The organism is Janthinobacterium sp. OK676 (assembly GCF_900103595.1).
In the GTDB taxonomy this organism is placed as follows: Bacteria; Pseudomonadota; Gammaproteobacteria; order Burkholderiales; family Burkholderiaceae_D; genus Janthinobacterium.
In genome coordinates, this window is sequence record NZ_FNHA01000001.1 from 173537 (window position 1) to 191219 (window position 17683).

13 protein-coding genes are annotated in these 17683 nt (G+C 63.2%); 10 read left to right on the forward strand and 3 right to left on the reverse strand.

Going from position 1 to position 17683, the window contains the following annotated elements; genetic code table 11:
* Window positions 1-3: 3 nt before the first annotated feature.
* A complete protein-coding gene (locus tag BLU39_RS00805) occupies window positions 4-2892 on the forward strand; it encodes a hybrid sensor histidine kinase/response regulator (RefSeq protein WP_175539176.1) in 2889 nt (962 codons plus the stop codon).
* A gap of 8 nt (window positions 2893-2900) precedes the next feature.
* Here BLU39_RS00805 and BLU39_RS00810 read toward each other — a convergent pair whose 3' ends face one another.
* Window positions 2901-6101 carry a PAS domain-containing protein gene (locus BLU39_RS00810; protein ID WP_232731083.1) on the reverse strand — a complete coding sequence of 1067 codons (3201 nt, stop codon included), beginning with the start codon at window positions 6099-6101 and terminating at the stop codon, window positions 2901-2903.
* A gap of 140 nt (window positions 6102-6241) precedes the next feature.
* On the opposite strand from BLU39_RS00810, the gene BLU39_RS00815 reads away from it, so the two are divergent.
* The 5 genes from BLU39_RS00815 (at window position 6242) to BLU39_RS00835 (ending at window position 9394) form a co-directional block, all read left to right on the forward strand.
* Window positions 6242-7156 (forward strand): alpha/beta hydrolase, encoded by a 915-nt coding sequence (locus tag BLU39_RS00815; RefSeq protein WP_092708337.1) that lies wholly within the window; start codon window positions 6242-6244, stop codon window positions 7154-7156.
* Window positions 7157-7168: 12 nt separating this feature from the next.
* Complete coding sequence (locus BLU39_RS00820; RefSeq protein ID WP_092708340.1) at window positions 7169-7690, forward strand: demethoxyubiquinone hydroxylase family protein; 522 nt, start codon at window positions 7169-7171, stop codon at window positions 7688-7690.
* A 59-nt stretch (window positions 7691-7749) separates the two neighbouring features.
* On the forward strand, window positions 7750-8067 hold the full coding sequence (locus tag BLU39_RS28035) for a hypothetical protein (protein ID WP_139178088.1): 318 nt from the start codon (window positions 7750-7752) through the stop codon (window positions 8065-8067).
* Between the two features lie 242 nt (window positions 8068-8309).
* On the forward strand, window positions 8310-8732 hold the full coding sequence (locus BLU39_RS00830) for a hypothetical protein (RefSeq protein ID WP_139178090.1): 423 nt from the start codon (window positions 8310-8312) through the stop codon (window positions 8730-8732).
* A 125-nt stretch (window positions 8733-8857) separates the two neighbouring features.
* The gene (locus tag BLU39_RS00835; protein ID WP_232731084.1) at window positions 8858-9394 is read left to right on the forward strand and encodes a hypothetical protein; all 537 of its coding nucleotides are present in this window, start codon (window positions 8858-8860) and stop codon (window positions 9392-9394) included.
* A gap of 615 nt (window positions 9395-10009) precedes the next feature.
* Here BLU39_RS00835 and BLU39_RS00845 read toward each other — a convergent pair.
* The gene (locus BLU39_RS00845) at window positions 10010-10540 is read right to left on the reverse strand and encodes an SRPBCC family protein (RefSeq protein ID WP_092708352.1); all 531 of its coding nucleotides are present in this window, start codon (window positions 10538-10540) and stop codon (window positions 10010-10012) included.
* Window positions 10541-10670: 130 nt separating this feature from the next.
* On the opposite strand from BLU39_RS00845, the gene BLU39_RS00850 reads away from it, so the two are divergent.
* From BLU39_RS00850 to BLU39_RS00865, 4 genes are read left to right on the forward strand one after another with little or no spacing between them, the layout of a single operon-like run.
* Complete coding sequence (locus tag BLU39_RS00850; protein ID WP_092708355.1) at window positions 10671-11105, forward strand: MarR family winged helix-turn-helix transcriptional regulator; 435 nt, start codon at window positions 10671-10673, stop codon at window positions 11103-11105.
* 56 nt (window positions 11106-11161) lie between these two features.
* Complete coding sequence (locus BLU39_RS00855; RefSeq protein ID WP_092708358.1) at window positions 11162-12667, forward strand: DHA2 family efflux MFS transporter permease subunit; 1506 nt, start codon at window positions 11162-11164, stop codon at window positions 12665-12667.
* A 5-nt stretch (window positions 12668-12672) separates the two neighbouring features.
* Window positions 12673-14121 carry an efflux transporter outer membrane subunit gene (locus tag BLU39_RS00860; RefSeq protein ID WP_232731085.1) on the forward strand — a complete coding sequence of 483 codons (1449 nt, stop codon included), beginning with the start codon at window positions 12673-12675 and terminating at the stop codon, window positions 14119-14121.
* A 21-nt stretch (window positions 14122-14142) separates the two neighbouring features.
* A complete protein-coding gene (locus tag BLU39_RS00865) occupies window positions 14143-15312 on the forward strand; it encodes an HlyD/EmrA/EmrK family protein (RefSeq protein ID WP_092708364.1) in 1170 nt (389 codons plus the stop codon).
* A 136-nt stretch (window positions 15313-15448) separates the two neighbouring features.
* Here the strand turns inward: BLU39_RS00865 and fusA are convergent, their stop codons facing one another.
* Window positions 15449-17557, reverse strand: coding sequence for an elongation factor G (gene fusA / locus BLU39_RS00870; RefSeq protein ID WP_092709800.1), 2109 nt, complete (start codon window positions 17555-17557; stop codon window positions 15449-15451).
* Window positions 17558-17683: the final 126 nt, after the last annotated feature.

Sequence of the window (17683 nt, forward strand, 5' to 3'; positions counted from 1 at the left end):
CCCATGAGCAGCACACCCGCCCACCGCAGCCAGGCCGGCGCCAGCGGCGTCGCCTTTCTGCTGCAACTGGAACGCCGGCTGCGCCTGCTGCAAGACACGGGAGACATCCTCTCGCTGTCGGCACAGCTGCTGGGACAGCGCCTGGGCGCCCAGCAAGTGGCCTGTTTCGATATCGACCAGACCCTGCAATCGCCCACCCTGCAGCATGCGTGGAGCGACGGCCTGGCGCCGGGCGCCGCCGGCGAATATTTCCTCGGCGATTATGCCGCCCGCCTGGCCGATGCCTTGGCCGCCGGCCAGGCGCTGGCCGTCAGCGACGTGGCCAGCGACCCGCGCACGGCCATGCCGGCCGCGCTGGCCACGTTCGCGCGCCTGGGCATCCGTGCCTTCCTGAACATTCCCATTGCCAAGGATGGCCGGCTGGCGGCCCTGTTCGTCGTGCACAGCAGCGCGGCGCGCCTGTGGCATGCGGACGAGATCGAACTGGCCGTGCAAGTATCGGAGCGCGTGTGGTCGACCATTTTGCGGGCCCAGGCGGAAGCGCGTCTGCATGCCCTGACTGCCAGCATGGAAACGCAGGTGGCCGAGCGCACGCGCGAATTCGGCCGCACCTGGAACGTCAGCCCCGATCTGCTGGGCGTGCTCAACCTCGACGGCTATTTCGAGCATTCGAACCCCGCCTGGCAAGCCACCTTGGGCTGGTCGACGGAAGAAATCCGCACGACGAAATTCTTTGAACTGATCCACCCGGACGACTTGCCGCGCACCTATGCGGCCTGGGATGCCGCCAACCAGGGACAGCCGGCGCTGCGCTTCGAGAACCGCTACCGTCACAAGCTGGGCGGCTGGCACTGGCTGTCGTGGGTAGCCGTGCCCGAAGGCGAAAAGGTATATTGCAGCGCGCGCGACATTACCGTGGAAAAGAAGCTGGAAGCGGAACTGGCCGCGCGCAACAGCGAGCGCGAGCGCCTGTGGCGCAGCGCGCAAGACCTGATGGTGGCCATCGATGCGGAAGGCTGCTTTACCGCCGTCAACCCGGCCGCCGGCGCCATCCTGGGCTGGCTACCCGAGGAAATGCTGGGTCGCAGCCTGTTCGATTTCGTCCTGCCCGAGGATGCCGCCGCCACGCGCCAGGCGCTGGCGCAGGTGGCGCAAGATGCCCTGCCCAGCTTTGAAAACCGCTACCGGCACCGCGATGGCGGCCACCGCTGGCTATCGTGGGTGGCGGCCATCGAAGGCGACCTGATATTTGCCACCGGGCGCCACGTCACGGTGGAAAAAGAAGCGCAAAACACCCTGCGCCGCATGCAGGAATCGTTGCGCCACAGCGAGATGGCCCTGCTGCAATCGCAAAAGCTCGAAGCGCTGGGCAAGCTGACGGGCGGCGTGGCCCATGATTTCAATAACGTGCTGCAAATTATCTCGGGCAATCTGCAACTGCTGCAGCTGAGCCTGGACAACGATCCGCAGGCCGCCAAGCGCATCGCCAGCGCCTCGGCCGCCGTGGACCGGGGCGCCAAGCTGTCGGCCCAACTGCTGGCCTTTGCGCGGCGCCAGCCCTTGAAACCGCTGGTGACGGACCTGGCGCAGCTGTTGCGCGCAACGGAAGAGCTGCTGCGGCGCGCCACGGGCGAAACCATCGAGACGCGCTGGCTGCTGGCCGACGACTGCTGGTGCGCCCTGGTCGACCCGCACCAGCTGGAAAACGTCATCCTCAACCTGGCCATCAATGCGCGCGACGCCATGGATGGCCAGGGTCAGCTGACCATTGAACTGAGCAACATCGTGCTGGGCAGCGACTACGCGGCCCTCCATGCGGACGTGGCGCCCGGCGATTACGTGCAACTGGCCGTCTCGGATACGGGCACGGGCATTCCCGCCGAGCTGCTGGACAAGATTTTCGAACCGTTCTTCACGACCAAGAAGGAAGGCGAAGGCACGGGCCTGGGCCTGTCCATGGCCTACGGCTTCCTGCGCCAGAGCGGCGGCCACCTGACGGTGGACAGCTTGCCGGGCCATGGCAGCACCTTCCGCATCTATCTGCCGCGCTCGCTCGAAGCGGAAACGGAGCTGCCGCTGCAGCTGGACGGCCCCGTGCTGGGCGGCAAGGAAACCATCCTCGTCGTGGAAGACGACGTGCATGTGCAGACGACGGTGGTCGACATGTTGCGCGGCCTCGGTTACGTCGTGCTGCGCGCCAGCGATGGCGAAAGCGCGCTGGCCGTCATCGGCAGCGGCGTGCCCATCGACCTGCTGTTTACGGACGTGGTGATGCCGGGCAAGGTGGCCAGCACGGCGCTGGCCCGCCAGGCCCGCGTGCTGCTGCCGCAGCTGGCCGTATTGTTTACCTCGGGCTATACGCAGGACGCCATGATGCAGGGCGGCCGGCTGGAACCGGGCGTGGAGTTGTTGAGCAAGCCGTACCGGCGCGAAGACCTGGCGCGGCGCATCCGCCACCTGCTGGCCAACGGCCGCCACGTGACGGCCCTGCATCAATACCGGGCACAGCTGGCGCCGCAACCTGCAGCACCCGTGCAGCCGGCGGGACGCCATATTTTATTGGTGGAAGATAATGCGGATGCGCGCGCCATGACGAGCGAATTGCTGGCCATGCTGGGCCATACGGTGCTGGCCGTGGGCACGGCCGAGGAAGCCTTGCCCCTGCTGGGCACGCCGGGACTGGACTTGCTGCTGACCGATATCAGTCTGCCGCGCATGTCGGGCGCCGAGCTGGCCGAGCTGGCGGCGCGCGACTATCCGCAGCTGGAAGTCGTGTTTTCCACCGGCCATGCGCCGGCCAATTCCGGCGTGCTGGACCCGCAGGCGCGCTTCCTGGTGAAACCATTTACCGTCAAGCAATTGCAGCAAGCCTTGCTCGCGCCAACCGAGTAAACACCAAGCTAATAGACGTCGAGCCGGCGCGCCTTCAGTGCGCTGGCCAGTTCTTCCAGGCCAAACGGCTTGCGCAGGAAGCGTGCGCTGGCATCGTGCATCAGGCTGGCGCCCCAGTCGTGCCCGGAAGCAAACACCACGTCCAGCTGCGGCCAGTGCGCGCGCGCATGGCGCGCCAGTTCCAGGCCCGACATGGTGGGCAGGCTGATATCCGTCACCAGCACGTCCAGGCCGGGCATGGCCAACAGCGGCATGGCCGCTTCCGCGCTGGCCACGCCATGTACGGTATGGCCCAGCATATTGAGCATTTCCGTCGTCATTTCGCGCGCATCGTCATTGTCTTCCACCAGCAGGATGCGCCGGCCGGACGGGTCCGGCGCACCCACGAGGCGCCGGTCGGCCAGCACATGGCGGATGCGCCGCGCCAGGTCTTCGCGCTGGTAGGGTTTGCTGAGCAGTTCCACGCCCGGGTCCAGGCGCCCGCCCTGCATGATGGCGTTGTGCGTGTAGCCCGAGGTAAACAATACGGCCAGCTCCGGCAGCAGCAGCCTGGCCTGCTGCGCCAGCTGCTTGCTGCTGACGGGTCCCGGCATGACCACGTCCGTAAACAGCAGGTCGATGGCCACGCCCGTGCCCAGCAGGGCCAGGGCCGAAGCGCCGTCGTCCGCATGCAGCACGTCGTAGCCGAGGCCGCGCAGCATGTCGACCACCGTGTGCTGCACGGGCGCATCGTCTTCCACGACGAGGATGGTCTCGCCGCCGCCCAGTACGGGGCCCGTCAGGCTGGGCGGCGGTTCGGCCAGCTTTTCCAGCGAACGGGGCAGGTATATCTTGAACGTCGTGCCGGCGCCGGGCGCGCTGCGCACCTTGATGTGGCCCGCGCTCTGGCGGATGAAGCCGTAGGCCATCGACAGGCCCAGGCCCGTGCCCTCGCCTTCGCGCTTGGTGGTGAAGAAGGGCTCGAAGATCTGGTCGATCACGTCGCGCTCCATGCCATGGCCCGTGTCGGTAATGGTCAACAGCACGTATTGCCCTTCCAGCACGTCCGCATGCTGGCTCGCATAGGCGGCGTCGAGCGTGACGTTGCTCAAGGTAAAAGTCAGGCGTCCGCCCTTGTCCATCGCGTCGCGCGCATTGATGGCCATGTTCAGCAGCACGTTTTCCATCTGGTTCGGGTCGACCAGGGTATGCCAGAGGCCTTCGCTGATGAAGGTTTCCTCGCTAATCGCCTCGCCCAGTGCGCGGCGGATCAGCTCATGCATGCGGCGCAACAAGCGGCCCAGGTCCGTCACCAGCGGTTTCAACGGCTGGCGCCGCGCAAAGGCCAGCAGTTGCGACGACAGCTTGGCGCCCCGCTCGACGGCCGAGGCAGCCGAATCGAGGCGGCGGGCCGCCTGGGGATTGTCGGCCACCGTCAGTTTCAGCAACTGCAAATTGCCGGAAATGATCTGCAGGACGTTATTGAAATCGTGGGCCACGCCGCCCGTCAGCTTGCCGATCGATTCCAGTTTTTGCGCCTGCAATAAAGCTTGCTCGCTGCGCACCAGCGCCAGCCGCGCCTCTTTTTCATCGGTGACGTCGCGGCCGATGGCGTGGATCAGCTTTTGCGCCGGCACGGCCGTCCAGGATATCCAGCGGTAGCCGCCATCGCGGCGCCGGTAACGGTTTTCCATGCGCAAGGTGGGTGCGCCGTGGGCCAGGCGCGACAAATCCTGCAGGGCCGCCATGCGGTCGTCGGGATGCACGAGGCTGATGAAGTCCATGCCCAGCGATTCGACTTCCGGGCGCTCGAGGATCTTGCTCCAGGCGGGGTTGACGGCGATGATCATGCCGGACAGGTCGGCCACCAGCATGATGTCGGTCGACAGCCGCCACATGCGGTCGCGGTCCGCCGTGCGGTTGGCCATTTCCACTTCCAGCGAGGAATTCAGGTAGGCCATCTTTTCCAGCACGTTCTTCTGTTCCTGCACGTCCGTATTCGTGCCCACCCAGCGCAGCACCTTTCCCGCCTCGTCGAACAGGGGCAAGGCGCGCGCGAGGAACCAGCGGTAGGCGCCGTCGCTGGCGCGGCGCATGCGAAATTCGCATTCATAGGCGCTGGCCGTGGCGACGGCCTGGTCCCAGCTTTTCTGCGTGGGCTGCACGTCGTCCGGATGCACGCAGTGGCGAAAACCGCTGGTGACGAGCGACTTCAGCGATTGTCCCGTGTATTCGCAGACCTGTTCGTTGACCCAGTAAGTGGTGCCGTTGCCATGCGCCAGCCAGGCCTGGTTGGGCATGGTGGAGGCGAGCGAACGGAACTGCGCTTCGCTGTCGAGCAAGGCATTGCGCGCCTGCCAGTGTTCGTCGATATCCTCGCACGAGCCATACCATTTCACGGCCTGGCCCCGCTCGTCGTGCCGGCAATACGCGCGCGAATGCACCCAGCGATACTGGCCGTCCTGCAGGCGCACGCGCATTTCCTGGTCCAGCGGCTGGCCGCTGCCCACCGCCTCGCTCCACGCCGCCAGGACACGGGGCACGTCCTCGGGGTGGATGGCGTCCAGCCAGTTGTCGCCCAGGCCGTTGCAGCCCGTCCATTCGCGCCAGCGCTGCGCCACATAATCGAGCTTGCCGTCGACGTCGGCCGTCCACAGCACTTGCGTATTGAGTTCGATGGCGTAATGAAAGTGTTCGCGGCTCTCGTGCAGCGCCTGTTCCAGCTGGCCCCGCTCGATCACATGCGCGGCCACGCGCGCGGCCAGCGCCAGCAATTCGATCTCCGGTTGCGTGGGATGGCATGGCGCCTGGAAAAACAGGCCCAGCACGCCGAGGATATGGCCTTTGGCGCCAAACACGGGGGCGACCCAGCATGCACGGTAGCCGTGCAACAAGGCTTCCTTGCGTCCCGCGCTCCAGTGCACGTCGCGCGTGATGTCGCCGCAATACACGGGCGCGCCGGAAAAGGCCGCCGTGCCTAACGGGGAAGGCTGTTCGCCGCCATGGCGCAAGGCCAGGCACAGGTCTTGCGGCAAGCTGGGCGCGGACAAGCCGCAGAAGCGGTCGGACTCGTCGATCAGCACGAGGCAGCCATGTGCGCCGCCGTCGGCCAGCGCTTGCAGCGCCAGCAACAAATGCTCCAATGCATGGGCCAGGCCGGCGCCTGCCGCGATGCTGCCCAGCGCACTATGCTCGGCGTCCAGCAATGAAAGGATGTTGTTTGCTTGCACCGTGTCCATATGGGGAAAACTGATGCCCGGAATATACCATGGGGCAACCCTCCCGCAGGAGGAAAACAGTGCATCGCTTGATCTCCGCCCCCATGCGGCCCTATGCTAAAGTGTTGCTCTCTTCTCAAGCGAATCCCAGCATGCCTACCTCCTTGCCGTCCTCCCTGATCGCCACCGCCTTGCTCGCCTCTGCCCACGGCGCCGTCGCCGCCCCCATGAGCCTGGACGACTACCTGGCCCTGAACGGCCCACCGCCCACGGCGCAGATCGCCTATGGCCCCGCGCCGTCGCAATACGCGCAGCTGTTCAAGCCCGAAGGCAAGGGACCGTTCCCCGTCGTCGTGCTCGTGCATGGCGGCTGCTGGACGGTGGCCTTCGGCGGCATCAAGCAGATGCGCAACGTGGCCGGCGCCCTCGTCGCACAAGGCATCGCCGTGTGGAATGTGGAGTACCGCCGGGTGGACGAGCCGGGCGGCGGCTACCCGGGCACCTACGAAGACATGCACGCGGCGCTCGACAGCCTGCGGCAGCACGCGCCCCGGTACCAGCTGGACGTGAACCGCATCGTCGCCATGGGCCACTCGGCCGGCGGCCAGCTGGTGCAATGGATCGCCGGAAGGGAAAAACTGCCGAAGACCAGCCCCCTGTACCGCGACAACTATCTGCCGGTCAAAAACATTGTCAGCCTGGGCGGCCTGGCCGACCTGCGCCATGAGAAAGACCTGATCAAGACCAGCTGCGAGCGCGACATCGCCCAGCTGGCAGGCCAGCCCAGCACTGAGCGCCCCGACATCTACAGCGACACCAACGCCGCCGACCTGATCCCCAACGGCAGCCGCACCGTCCTGGCCACGGGAGAACTCGACACCATCTCCCCTCCCCGCGTCGCGCACGACTACGCGGCCAGGGCCAAGCTAGCTGGCGACCATGCGGAGGTGCTGATCTTGCCCGGAGCCAGCCATTATGACGAGATTGCGGCGACGTCGAATGCCTGGAAGATGATTTTGCCCGTGATTCGGCAGATGCTGGGGATGGCGGGCGATCAGAACCAATAAGACAATTGATCAATGCATGCGAATACGCAATTTTCGAACCGGGCGATGAAGGTAAACCATGCGGGAGAGCAAGGTGCCATCAGCATTTATACCGGCCAGATCTTCGTCGCCCGTTTGACCGCAAGCCATCTCGTGCCGGAACTGCGGGCCTTCAGGGCGCATGAGCAGGAGCACAGGACGATATTTCATGACGTTCTCGAACGCCGTGGCTTGCCGCGCTGCCGCAGCTATTCCCTGTGTGCGGCGGGTGGCTATGCGCTGGGCATCGCCACGGGGCTGTGCGGTGCGCGCGCGATCTCGCTGACCACCGTGGCCGTCGAACGGGTGGTCCTGCAGCACCTGCGGCACCAACTCACTATGTTGAGCGACGACGATGATGCGGCTGGCGCCATTAAAGCAATCCTCAGGGACGAGCAGGAACATCACGACCAGGCATCCATCTACGCGCAAGGCAGCGGGATGTTCGGACGCATGCTGAGCGCTATGGTATCCGGCGCCACGGAATCGGTGATCTGGCTGGGAATGCGCCTTTAGTCATACTGCTATTATTGGCCCACGCGGAAAGCGGCCAGGAGCCGTCTCATAGGAATGATATGCCAAGCACAAAAATCAATGCAATGACCCAGCGCGAATGGCTTGAGCTTGGTTTTTTCCATGAGAGAGATGACGATCTCAAAGAATGGCGATTGCGAGGCCACAAAGCTGGACTTCGACAATTCGCCGAGGCGATACGCGCATATGCCGCCAACCCACGCAATAGGATTGTTTCGGAACACGAACACTTCGGACCGTACAAATCTCTTGAAATTGGAACTTGGCCGACCACAGAAATTACTGATCACTGGATAGCCGGACCTATCAGTGAAATCCATCAGTTAGTTAGCGCAACTGATGGAAGCTCGCCTGGATAAAGCACTCGTGGGCGATTGTGTTTTTTTTCTTCGTTCCGAATTCGCGCCCTCATCACCATATGAGTTTATCCTGGAAATTGAGGGGGATAACTTTGACCCGTCAAAGGCGGATCTTGACGGCTGGCCGTGACCATGAGATTTTCTGCTAAAGTCTGCGCCGGAGCGTAGCTTGCTAACGGCAGCCTTCGGCCAGCAGCGGACAGTCGGCAATTGACCAATTAAGCTTTACTCAGAAAGTCAGCATGTCTCACCGTGATCCTTTTGATGTTATTTCATCCACCGTTGATCTGGATGATCCGGTAGCGCACGGTGATGCTCAACGCTTTATGGTTAACGCCCTGGCTCGGGTGATCGAATGTCTACCCGTTACCGCGCAGTCTTCTGTTTTGGCTGCTAAACGATATCTTGAGGGCTCGGCAACGGATAGCGAGGCCTTAGCTGTCCGGGTGAGGCTTTGGGAGACCATCCGAGGACGCGATATGTCGGATGACCCTGAGGTGTTGCGTATCAGAACCACGATTTGTGCGCTGCACGGCATGGACGCTGAAGCACCTTACGACAAGTTGGAATACTTTCTGTTTTTTTGGGAGCGCAGCGGCTTAAGCATGGTCGAGCTAGCTGGAGCTATGTTCGACACATACGGCGTTGTTTATCACGACGCTTAATCGGCTGCGGTGGCATATGTCGAATGCGTCAGATCTATGTCTGCTTCGGGGCGGAACCTGCAGATGACTGCAACCGGCCAGAAGCGGACGATGAATAATCATGACGAGGCATAAAAGGAGTAGCAATGGAAGCAACACGGCTGCCGTCAAGGCAAATGGCGCAGCATGCCAAACGGCCTGTCATCTCGCTGAAGGTGTTCCTGATCGTGGTAGCAGTCGGGTTCGGGTACTTTATTTACGCGTCATCTGCTCGGATTTTGGGCGTTACCGGTACTTTGGTCTGTGTTTTTTATGTCTGGACCACCGTTTTGAATCGGCGTGAAAAGCATCGCCTTCAAACCCTGGCTTACGCCCGCGAAGGCGAATCGATATGCCACTTCGCCCGCAGTTTTGACAAAAGAAAAACCGACACCTGGATCATCCGCGCGGTGCATCAGGAATTGCAAGTTTTTCTTAGGCCGTTCATCGCGTTTCCAGTGCGAGCATCGGACTCGCTCACGGGCGATTTAGGCTTGGATGTCGATGACGTGGACGATCTCATAGTGGACGTTGCTTTGCGGGCCGGAAGATCGCTAGAACAGACCGAGCGCAACCCGTATTACGACAAAGTGCGTACCGTTTCTGACGTAGTGCTGTTCGTAAATGCGCAACCATCGGTGTAACGAATCCATCTGTCCGCTTCGGGCGGAACCTGCGAACGATACCAACCGGCCAGAAGCAGACCTTGGGGCAGCTATGCCTTTTTGGATCAAAAAACGAGGATGACATGGTGTACCTAGCACTAACCCCACGAGGTTTGCGAGAAATTTTGGATGCGTCAGAGGCGACCAAGACTCCCGTATGGTGCAGCGCGGATGCATTGTCAGAAGCAGAATTTGCGCAGCTTGAGCGCAGCAATGTCACTCGTTTCACGTACTCTTTCACGGATGCCGACCAAGCGACGATTCAGGGGGCGCTTGCGACTATCGAGGAGCATCACCCGGGCGAACGGGTTTGGATTGAAAGTACTGTGTTCGGGGCCTGAACAGCCCCTTCGACAGTCTGGTATGGGGCGGAAGCTGACGCCCCTCAACCGCGAACTGGCAACGAGAGCATGAACCCGCCCGCGCCTCAAACCCAGGCTCCCCGGGCCCAGCGGGCCTGAAAAATGGCCAGGGCAAGGCGCGCGGGCGAAGACAGTACGCATGTACGGCGAGCCCAAGCAACGCAGCCATGGACATTTTCTCAGGCCCGCGGCTCTGGCCCGCCGTTTTTAATAACCAGCGATCAACATAACTCTACTGAACACGGGCTAGGTACTGGGCCAGCTGGGCGAAGGTGGCCCTGAACCCCTGCGTCATCGACTCATGCCCCTCCACAAAAGTCTCATGCTGCTCATCCGTCGCCTTGTGCGGCGTCGACCGCAAGGTCATCGTCGTCTTGCCATTTTCTTCCGTGAGGGTCATGACATTGAACGATTCCAGCGGCCAGGTAGCGCTGACCGGATGCTGCACGGCATTGCCCTGCTTGTCGGCAAACGACAGGATGGAAACGATGCGTTCAGGCGCTTCGATCTCCTGGTAAGTAAACTTGCCCCACATCTCATAGCCATTGTCGGCGCGCATACCGTAGTGGAAAACGCCGCCCGGTTTGAGGTCCAGCGCCAGCACGCTCAGTTCGAAGCCGACCGGTCCCCACCACTGCGCCAGACGTTCCGGCTCCACCCACGAGCGGAACACGAGATCGCGTGGGGCGTCGAAAGTTTGCGTGATGACAAAGTCGCTGCTGTCGCGGTGCTGTCCGTCCTGCTTCTGTTTTTCCGTCGTCATGCTGTCTCCTGATGGTGATGGGCTGACTGTTAATGTACCAGTGGCGCCGATAAACGGGAAGGCCTGTACGCCTGTGAAACTGGCATGCTAGAATATTAGTTAGACCCCTAACTATTAGATCACTCACCTTATGACTTCTATCGAAGAGCGCTTTTCCGCCGCGCTCCACAAGACGGCGCGCGGCTGGCGCCATGCGATCGACCGGCGCCTGAAAGACCTGGACCTGGGACAAGCAAGCTGGATGTGCATCGCCATGATCGCCAAGTCGCCCCAGCCACCCTCGCAAAGCGAGCTGGCCCATCAACTGGGCGTGGAAAACCCCACCATGGTGTCGATGCTGGACCGGCTTGTGAAATTGGGCTTCGTGCAGCGCCAGCCATCGGAAACGGACCGTAGAGTAAAACTCGTCGTGCTGACCGAGGCGGGCATGCAGGTGTATGACACCGTGCGCAAGGAAGCGGATGGCTTCCGCAAGGAACTGCTGCAAGGCATCGATCCGGACCAGTTGCGGGCCGCCACCGAGCTGCTAGAAGCGCTGCAAGCGGCGACGGAGAAGTTCGCGTGAATTCCGTGACGGCAGCGCCCCTTCCCGCCTCGCAAGACCCTACCTTGAACCGGCGCATGATCACGGTTTCGATCATGCTCGCCACCATCATCCAGGCGCTCGACGGCACCATCGCCAACGTCGCCCTGCCCCACATGCAAGGCAGCCTGTCAGCCTCGCAAGACCAGATCACCTGGGTATTGACCTCGTTTATTGTCGCCGCCGCCATCGCCACGCCCCTGACGGGCTGGCTGTGTGACCGCTTCGGGCAGAAAAACACCTTTCTCGTGTCCGTGGCCGGCTTTACACTCGCCTCCGTGCTGTGCGGCCTGTCCGCTACCTTGTCCGAGATCGTCGCAGCGCGCCTGCTGCAGGGCGTGTTCGGCGCGGCGTTGGTGCCGCTGTCGCAGGCGGTGCTGCTCGACATCAATCCACGCGAGAAACACGGCTCGGCCATGGCCATCTGGGGCATGGGCGTGATGATAGGCCCCATCCTGGGGCCGACACTGGGCGGCTGGCTGACTGACAGCTACAGCTGGCGCTGGGTCTTCTTCATCAACATCCCCATCGGCGCCATGGCCTTCTATGGCATCTGGCGCTACATCCGCAAGGACCCGCCGAACCGCCGCATGAGCTTTGACATGTTCGGCTTCGCCACCTTGAGCCTGTCGATCGGCGCGCTGCAGATGCTGCTGGACCGGGGCGAGCAGAACGACTGGTTTTCTTCGACGGAAACGTGGATCGAAGCCATCGTGCTGGCCATGAGCCTTTGTTATTTCATTGCGCACACGGCCTTGCGCCCGGCCGGCAAGTCCTTCCTCGACTACCGGCTGCTGAAAAACTCCAACTATGTGAGCGGTCTGCTGTTCATCTTGATCGTCGGCATGGTGCTGTTCGCCACGCGCGCGCTGACGCCGTCGATGCTGCAAGGCTTGATGAATTACCCGGCGGCCATCGCCGGCCTCGTCACGGCGCCCAGCGGCCTGGGCACGATGCTGGCCATGCTGATCGTCGGCAGGCTGACGGGCAGAATCGATACGCGCATCCTGCTGGGCGTGGGCTTTTCGATTACCGCGTTTTCGCTGTGGCAAATGGCCAATTTCAGTCTGGACCTCGTGCCGAAGACCGTCGTGTGGAACGGCATCATCCAGGGCATCGGCCTGGGCCTCGTCTTCGTGCCCCTGAGCGCGGCCACGTTTGCCACCCTGTCGCCGCAGATGCGGGCGGAAGGCACGGCGATCTACAGCCTGGTGCGCAATATCGGCAGCAGCATCGGCATTGCCCTCGTGCAGACCTTGTTGGTGCGCAATACGCAGATCGCCCATGCGTCCCTGACGGAACACATCAACATCGCCAACCCGGCCCTGCACGACCCCGGCATTGCCCAGGTGTTCGACCTGGGCACGAGCACGGGCATGGCGGCGCTGAATGGCGAAATCACGCGGCAGGCGTCGATGATCGCCTACCTCGACGACTTCTGGCTGATGATGTGGCTGACCATCCTCGTGCTGCCGCTCTTGCTCCTGATCAAACCACCAAAGAAGAATGCGCCTGTCGTGGTTGACCACGCGGCCATGGAATAACCCTCATGCACACACCTATGAAATTTTCCCTGCGCGTATTGACGTTGAGTCTGGCTTTGGCCGGCTGCGCCAGCATCCCGCCCGACACGCAACAGTTGCCGCAGCAAGACCTGGCCAAGGCGCAACTGGCGGCCGACATCCACCTGGCCAGCGAAGGCTGGCCCGCCGCCCAGTGGTGGCGCCAGTTCCAGGACGCTCAGCTGGACCAGCTGATTGACAACGCCCTGTCCGCCAGCCCCGGCCTGGACGTGGCGAATGCCCGCATCGGCTCGGCCCTGTCCGCGTTCGATGCCCGGCATGCGGAACGCGGCCCCAGGCTGGACCTGGACGCCAGCGCCAGCCGCCAGCGCTATTCGGCCAACGGCCTGATGCCCGCCCCCATCGGCGGCAATTACTACAATGAATTCACCGTGGGCGTGCAAGCCCATTACGATCTCGACTGGTGGGGCAAGCACAAGGCGCAGATCGCCGCCAGCCTGGGCGAGGTCAACGCGCGCCGCGCCGAGTACGCGATGGCGGAACAGATGCTGGCCGCCGAAATCGCCAGGCACTACTTCAGCATGCAAAATGGCTGGGCCCGCATGGACAACCTGCATGCGCTGGTCCAGTTGCAGCAGCAACTGGTGGACGACAAGGAAAAGCGCATCGCGCATGGCCTGGGCGTCAGCGACGACCATCTGTCCGCGCAAACGCGTTTGAGCCTGCTGCAGCAACAAATTGCCCTGCTGGAAACGCAGGTCGTCACGGAACGTGAAGCCTTGCGCGCCCTGCTCGGTGCGGACAGCACGGCACTGGCCGGCCTGCAGCCGAAAGCAGCCCAGGCGCTGCCGCACGCACTGCCCGGCAAGCTGGGCATGGAATTGCTGGCGCGCCGTCCCGACCTGCAGGCGGCGCGCTGGCGGGTCCAGGCGGCCATGAGCAATATCGAGGCGGCGCAGGCATCGTTCTACCCCGATATCGACCTGGGAGCGTCGTTCGGCCTCGATGCGATAAAACTGGGCAAGCTGCTGCAATCGGGCAGCCGCACCCTGTTCATCGGCCCGGCCCTGTCCCTGCCCCTGTTCGACAGCGGCCGCCTGCAGGCGCAGCTTGCCGGCGCGCGCAGCGAACGCAATGAACTGATCGCCGACTACAACCAAAGGGTCTTCAATGTCGTGCGCGACGTGGCCCAAGCGGGCGCCAAGGTGCAAGGCGTGGAAAACCAGCTGCGCCTGCAGCAGGAAAACCTGCGCGCCAGCGAGGCGCAGCTGCGCAACGCCAATGCCAGACTGAAACAGGGACTGGCCGACCGCGCCACGCAACTCAATGCGGAAATGACCGTGCGCGGCCAGGTCGACCTGGGCATGCAGCTGCAAAACCAGCGCCAGGACGCGGAAATCAGCCTGAGCGTGGCACTGGGCGGCGGCTACCGGGGCAGCAGCGATTTTTCCGCCAACGCCACCGCACAACAATAACCATCGATTACGGACGACATCATGAGCAGCGATACCACAGCAACGACCACCCCAACCGAACAGCCGGGCAAGCGCAAGGCCGTCCTCATCGCCATCACGGCCGCCTTCCTCGTGGCCGGCGCGGCCTGGGCAGTTTATTACCAACTGGTGCTGGCCAAGGAAGAAGTCACGGACAACGCCTATGTGGGCGGCAACCTCGTCACCCTGTCCGCGCAAGTGACGGGCAATGTCGACGCCATCCGCGCCGACGAGACGCAGATGGTCAAGGCGGGCGCGCCGCTGATCACCCTGAACGCCATCGATGCGGACCTGGCCCTGAGCCAGGCCGAGGCACGCCTGGGCAACGTCGTGCGCCAGGAGCGCGAACGCTATGCGAATGTGGCGCAGTACGACGCCGTCATCGAACAGCGCCGCCTGGCGCTGGCCACGGCGCAGGGCAACCTGGCGCGCCGTGCGCCGCTGGCCGCGGACCAGACGATCTCGGGCGAAGACCTGGCCCATGCGAAACAGGCCGTCGACGACGCGAAAGCGGCCTTGGCCGTGGCCCAGCGCCAGGCCGAGTCCGCCAAATCGGGCGTGGCCGGCGTGCGCCTGGCCAGCCATCCGGCGATTTTGTCCGCCAGGGGCGACGTGCTGCAGGCATGGCTGGCCGTGCGCCGCAATGCCGTGGTCGCGCCCGTCTCGGGTTACGTGGCCAAGCGCAGCGTGCAGCTGGGCACGCACGTGACGCCGGGCACGCCCTTGATGTCCATCGTGCCGCTCGACCAGTTATGGGTCGACGCCAACTTCAAGGAATCCGAACTGCGCAACATCCGCGTGGGCCAGGCGGCGACCATCGAAACGGATCTATATGGCAGCAAGGTGGTGTACCACGGCAAGGTGCTGGGCATGTCGGCCGGCACGGGCAGCGCGTTTTCCCTGTTGCCGGCGCAAAACGCCACGGGCAACTGGATCAAGGTGGTGCAGCGTGTGCCCGTGCGCATCACGCTCGACCCCAAGGAACTGGCCGCCCACCCGCTGCGCATCGGCCTGTCGACCACGGTGACGGTCGATACCAGCCATGGCGAAGGCGCGACCCTGGACCAGCCGATGGTGGCCTCCACCGTCTACACTACCAAGGCGCTGGAACAGCCGGTGGGCGAGGCGGAGAAGGTGGCCGATGCGATCATTGCGCAGAATCTTGCCCATTAAACCGTCCGTTGAACTCAAACGACATCCGGGGTCAGACCCGCCGGGTCTGACCTCAGCCTTACTTAACCCGACACCACCAACGGCCTTCGCCAACAATGTTGTCGGATTACGCGGGGCGTTGCCCCGCTAATCCGACCTACTTGGCCTTGCCGGCAGATGCCACCTGGTCCAGGATATGCTTGGGCACGGCCGCATAGTGCTTGAATTCCATCGTGTACGTGGCGCGGCCTTGGGTCAGCGAACGCAGGGTGGTGGAATAGCCGAACATTTCCGCCAGCGGCACGAGGGCCTTGACGATGCGGCCCGCGCCGCCGGGGATGTCGTCGACGCCCTGCACCATGCCGCGGCGGGCCGTCAAATCTCCCATGACGTTGCCCATGAATTCCTCGGGCGTTTCCGCCTCCACCTGCATCATCGGTTCGAGCAGCACGGGATGGGCCTTGCGCATGCCATCCTTGAAGGCGATGGAGCCGGCCATGCGGAACGCGTTTTCGTTGGAATCGACGTCGTGGTAGGAGCCGAAGGTCAACGTCGCCTTCACATCCACCACGGGATAGCCGGCCAGCACGCCCGACTTCAAGGTTTCAACGATGCCCTTGTCGACGGCGGGAATGAATTCGCGCGGCACGACGCCGCCCTTGATGGCGTCGACGAACTGGTAGCCCGTGCCCGGCTCCAGCGGTTCGAGTTTCAGCACCACGTGGCCGTACTGGCCCCGTCCGCCCGACTGCTTGACGAACTTGCCCTCCACGTCTTCCACCGCGCGCGTGATGGTTTCGCGGTAAGCCACCTGCGGCTTGCCCACATTCGCTTCCACGCCGAATTCACGGCGCATGCGGTCGACCAGGATTTCCAGGTGCAGTTCGCCCATGCCCGACATGATGGTCTGGCCCGATTCCTCGTCCGTATGGACCCTGAACGACGGGTCTTCCTGCGCCAGGCGGTTCAGGGCGATGCCCATCTTTTCCTGGTCAGGCTTGGTCTTCGGTTCGACCGCCTGCGAAATCACGGGTTCCGGGAAGATCATCTTTTCCAGCACGATGATGTGGTCGAGCGCGCACAGGGTGTCGCCCGTGGTGACGGCTTTCAGGCCCACGGCGGCGGCGATGTCGCCCGCATACACTTCCTTGATTTCCTTGCGCTCGTTCGCATGCATCTGCAGGATGCGCCCCAGCCGCTCGCGCGCGCTCTTGGTGGGGTTGTAGACCATGTCGCCCGAATTGACCACGCCCGAATACACGCGGAAGAACGTCAGTTGCCCCACGAACGGGTCCGTCATGATCTTGAAGGCCAGCGCGGAAAAGTGCTCGTCGTCGGCCGGATGGCGCTCCACCTCGTTGTCGTGCTCGTCGTGCCCCATGATGGGCGGCACTTCCGTCGGCGACGGCAGGTATTCGATGACGGCGTCCAGCATGGCCTGCACGCCCTTGTTTTTGAAAGCGCTGCCGCACAGCATGGGCACGATCTCGTTGCGGATGGTGCGCGCGCGCAAGGCCTGCTTGAGCTCGGCTTCAGTGAACGTGTCGCCGTTCAGGTAGCGTTCCGTCATCTCCGTGCTGGCTTCGGCAGCGTGCTCGACCATGTGCTCGTGCCATTCCTGCGCCTGCGCCTGCAACTCGGCGGGAATCTCGCCGTAGCTGAACTGCACGCCCTGGCTGGCGTCGTCCCAGGTGATGGCCCGCATTTTCAGCAGGTCGATGACGCCAGTGAAATGCTCTTCGGCGCCGATGGGCAGCTGGATGGGCACGGCCACGCCCTTCAGGCGGTCGGCGATCTGCTGGCGCACGCGCAGGAAATCGGCGCCCACCCGGTCCATCTTGTTGATGAAGGCGATGCGCGGCACGTGGTATTTATTGGCTTGCCGCCAGACGGTTTCCGATTGCGGCTGCACGCCGCCGACGGCATCGTAGACCATCACGGCGCCGTCGAGCACGCGCATCGAGCGTTCGACCTCGATCGTGAAGTCCACGTGGCCGGGCGTATCGATGATGTTGATCCGGTGTTCGGGGAAGTTGCCGGCCATGCCTTTCCAGAACGCCGTGGTAGCGGCCGAGGTGATGGTGATGCCCCGCTCCTGCTCCTGCTCCATCCAGTCCATGGTGGCGGCGCCATTGTGCACTTCGCCTATCTTGTGATTCACCCCGGTGTAGAAGAGGATGCGCTCGGTGGTGGTGGTCTTGCCGGCGTCGATATGGGCGCTGATGCCGATGTTGCGGTAGCGCTCGATAGGTGTTTTGCGGGTCATCACAATCTCCATGGCTAGCCCCGGCACGACTGGATTTGCGCCGGTTTTCCAGTGTAGCAGACATCGATTTTGGCGGCAGAGAGTGACCGGTTTTTACCAGGCATACAACACCGACATTCGCGCGCA